The 4,021-nt window shown below is 21.2% G+C and carries 1 protein-coding gene; it reads right to left on the bottom strand.

Features of this window, described 5'->3' with window-relative positions; translation table 4 throughout:
* Window positions 1-193: 193 nt before the first annotated feature.
* Window positions 194-3,727 carry a hypothetical protein gene (locus ACXX88_RS04020; RefSeq protein WP_458559662.1) on the bottom strand — a complete coding sequence of 1,178 codons (3,534 nt, stop codon included), beginning with the start codon at window positions 3,725-3,727 and terminating at the stop codon, window positions 194-196.
* Window positions 3,728-4,021: the final 294 nt, after the last annotated feature.

Here is a 4,021-nt window from a genome sequence, read left to right on the forward strand (position 1 = left end):
TAAATACTCTTCAGCTGCCGTTTCATCTTCAATTTGCATTTTCTTTTCTTTTTTTAACCTTTGAACTTGTTGGTAGAAAGTTAAAAATACTTTTCTATTTGTTTCATTCATAATTTAATTATATTACTTTTAAATTTGTTTATTAAAAATCAGAAGCATAAACTTCTGATAAAAATAATATTTATATTTAGAATTAATTATTATTTAAAAGTTTAATATGAATTGTATTTTTATTAATTACTTCATTTTTAATTTCATTATTAGAGTTTGCACCTAAATAAATTGGTTTGATACCTAGTGCTATATCTAAAAAATTATTAAGACCATAAGATATTTTCTTCACATTTACAATTTCATATTCAAAATAATCTCTTGTTACAGGAGGATTATAAGTATCTTTTAAAATATTATAGCTATCATTTAAAAATCTAATTAAATTAGTTTTTTGCTCTAAATAAAGTAATTTTTCTTTGGAACTGCTTTTTTGATTAATTTCTTCTAGCATTTGATCAGCAGTTTCTTGTGTTGTGGATTTTATTCCATATCTTGCATTCATATTTTTATATTCACTTGAAGAAAATAATTGTGATTGCAATGATAAATAAGCAAATAAATCTTTAGAATTTTTATTTGTATATTGATTATAACCAGAAACTCATAATGGGGTTACTTGATTTGTATATTTATCTTCTGGTGAATGTTGATTAAATCAAAACATTAACTTATATTGCATCATCCCAAGTGGTGCATAACCAGTAGTTTTGTGTGGTTGATAAACATCTTCATCATCTTTATACTTTACAAAATATACTTTAAATTTATTTGTATCATAACTTGTAAGTACTTTATCAATATCTAAAAATTCAGCTAATTTTTGGTCATTTAGTTCAATAATAATTGAAGGTTTACCAAATGAAGAATCTAAATCATCTCTATTATTATATTTAGGATCGCTAAATGCTTCATCAAATTCTTTGGTTGATTTTCTTGAACCTTCTTTTGAAATTGATACTAAAGAATCAAATAAGTTTGTATTAGTTTTATTTTTATTAATTCAAGTTTGTGAATATAAATTACTTATATTTAATGTTTTGGATTTTGACTGTTCTGTACCACTTACTAATTTAAAAGTTAAGGTTAAAGTTCCATTTAATTCATCTTGGTTACTAAAACTATTTTCATCAAACTCAAAAGTGATATTATCATCGAATTTATTGATAGAAAGATTTGATAAATCAAAGAATTTAAATAAATTTTTTTCTTTTAATAATTCTGCTTTAATACCAGAAGCTCATCAATGTTTTTTTAACTCTAGATTTCGAATTTGATCGAAAAAACTATTTAATTGATCACTAGTTAATTGATTTTTATTTAATTTTGTTTCAATTGTTCTAAAAGAGTTGTTATCAACTTGATTAATGTGAATATTTCCTATTCCTAATATTTTATATGATGCTCCAAAATCTAAATTAGAGCTAAAAACATCTAATTGATTTGTTTGCTTATTTCATTGACTTTGTAAATTTATATAACTATTTGTTGAACCATTTTTTTCTACCACAACAATAGGATTTTGTTTAAAAATAAAGGAATTTTCTTTATTATCAGTATTTAAAGATAAACTGATTTTATGTTCATAGCTATGTTTATCAAATAAATAATTTATAGAATTAATTATATTATTTTTATTTTTTTCAATTTCTACTTGCACTTCATTTGTACCTTTATTGGCAGCAGAAATAAAAATAGGTTTATTATTTAAAGTAACTTTAGAAACTTTAAAATGTCCGCTTGGCATTTGAGCTAAATTTAATATTCCTGCATAACTATTATTATTGGATTTAGTTAAAGATAAAACTCATAAACCACCATAATTACTTTCTATTGTTGCTTGAACATTTTCATTGCTTTGCTCTGTTAAATCTAATGATATATTTAAATTATTATTACTACTATTTAAATTGACATTTTGATATTTAATTCTATTGATGTGTGTATCAATTGTAAATTCTTTTCCTTCTTTTAAAGTAAAATCTATAGTACCATAGTTATCGCTTTCAACTTCTCTTACTAATTGAAAAGACTTTAATAAATAATTTTTATTAGGACGTAATTCATAATATAATGAATCACCATCAGATTCAGGATCTTCACTTAATAGAATTCTAACATTATCAAGAGTTAATTGAGTTTTACTATTGTCTTTAAATGTAGATGTAAAATAAAGTTTTGTATCTTCGTTTGTTTCTTGATCTCTTAAAGTTGCAACAAAAAAATATTGTTGTCTTTTAAGTGGAAACATATCAATTATTCCAAAATTTAATGAAAGTATATCTGAAAGATTTTCATTAATTTTGTCTTCTATTTTATAATCTAGATTATTTAAAATTACAGGTCTAGTTCACTCTTTAGTTGTAAAGTTATATTCATTATTTCTAGAAGGTAAAGTTAATGTATGTCCATTTAACATAACATTAGAAAGTGTATATGTTGTATGAAAATCTAAATTGTCTACATTAATTTCCACAAAATTATTATCTAGATTATAATCATTTGATTTAGTTGAATTTCCATTAATAAATTCTAAGTAAAATTCATGATGATTAGAATCTACTAACTCATGTTCACTAAATTCAATTCTAATAGTTGCTGATGTTTCAGTTATATTTTTAAATATTACATTACTTACTGTAAAAGTATCTTCACTAACATCTTTTGATGTATTAAAACTTATTTTATTTTCTTCATTTAAAATGGCATTTTCGTTATTTAAAATAAGTTCATTTAATTTATAATTTGTTTGTGGATTTAGATTTTCAAGAGTTAATAATAAATGATTATTTGCTAAATGTTTGAAATTGGTTGTTGTTATTGTTGTTGTAGAATTTACTAAAAATTTTGCAGATAAATGACTTAATTCTTCATTAGTTAACTCTTTATTTAAAGTTAACTCAAGAATTGCTGAATTTTTAGTTTTTGAAACTAATTTAACACTTTCTAGCATTAATTCATTTGTTGTAGTTCTAAAGCTTCTACTAGTTGACTTAATGTTTAAATCTTTATTATTATATTTAATTTTATTAATAGTATATACAGTATTTGGATTTAAATTATCTAAATGAAAATTATAGGAATTTGTTTGGGAATTAAAAGTAACTAAAATTGATTTATTATAATCACTTACTTCAACATTAAAAAGAGAAAGTTCAATATTTTCATTATTATTTAAATTAAAAGAAATATCTAAACTATTGTTTGAAATGTTAGTTGATTCTAAAGTTTCTACTTCATAAATTTTCTGTTCTGCTGCTTTTTTAGTTGTAAAATTAAAATCTCTATTAACAGTTTCAAGTATTTCATCATTGAATTTGATATTATAAAATTTATATAAAGTTTGAGAACTTAAATTTCAAAGTTCAAAAGTTATAATAGTTTTATTATCTTTTTTTTCTAAATTTGAAGCAACAAAATCTATATCATTAAAAATGATTTTAAATTTTTCTTTATTATCAAATTTAGAATCATTAGAATTTATTGTTGCTTGAATTTTAGCATTTGTTTCATTCAATTCTAATAATGAAATAGTTACATTTTCTGTATTTTTCTGTATATTTGATAAGTTATTTGATTTTTTTAAACCAAAAATAAGTCCTAATGAAGTTGCTGTTACTACTGTAGTAGCACCACCTAATATTATTAAAATTTTTTGTATCTTTTTATTTTTCATAAACACCTTTCTAAATACTTAAAATTTAAATTTTTAATTCTTACTTTATTATTATAAAACAATTTTATTTGGATCATTAATTTTTATTAAGATAACTAATTAAATATTAAAAATTATTGTTTGAAAATTTTTCTATATTAACTATTCAAAACTACAAAAATATATGTAATTATTTTTTAAAATTAACTTATTTTTTTAAAATGCTTAAAATGACACCAAATTTCTTAATTATCCTAACACTTGAGAACAGGACATTATTCAAAATTTATTAAAATTTGAAAGACCTGACAAGTA

It is taken from the genome of Mycoplasma sp. 5370, assembly GCF_054343435.1.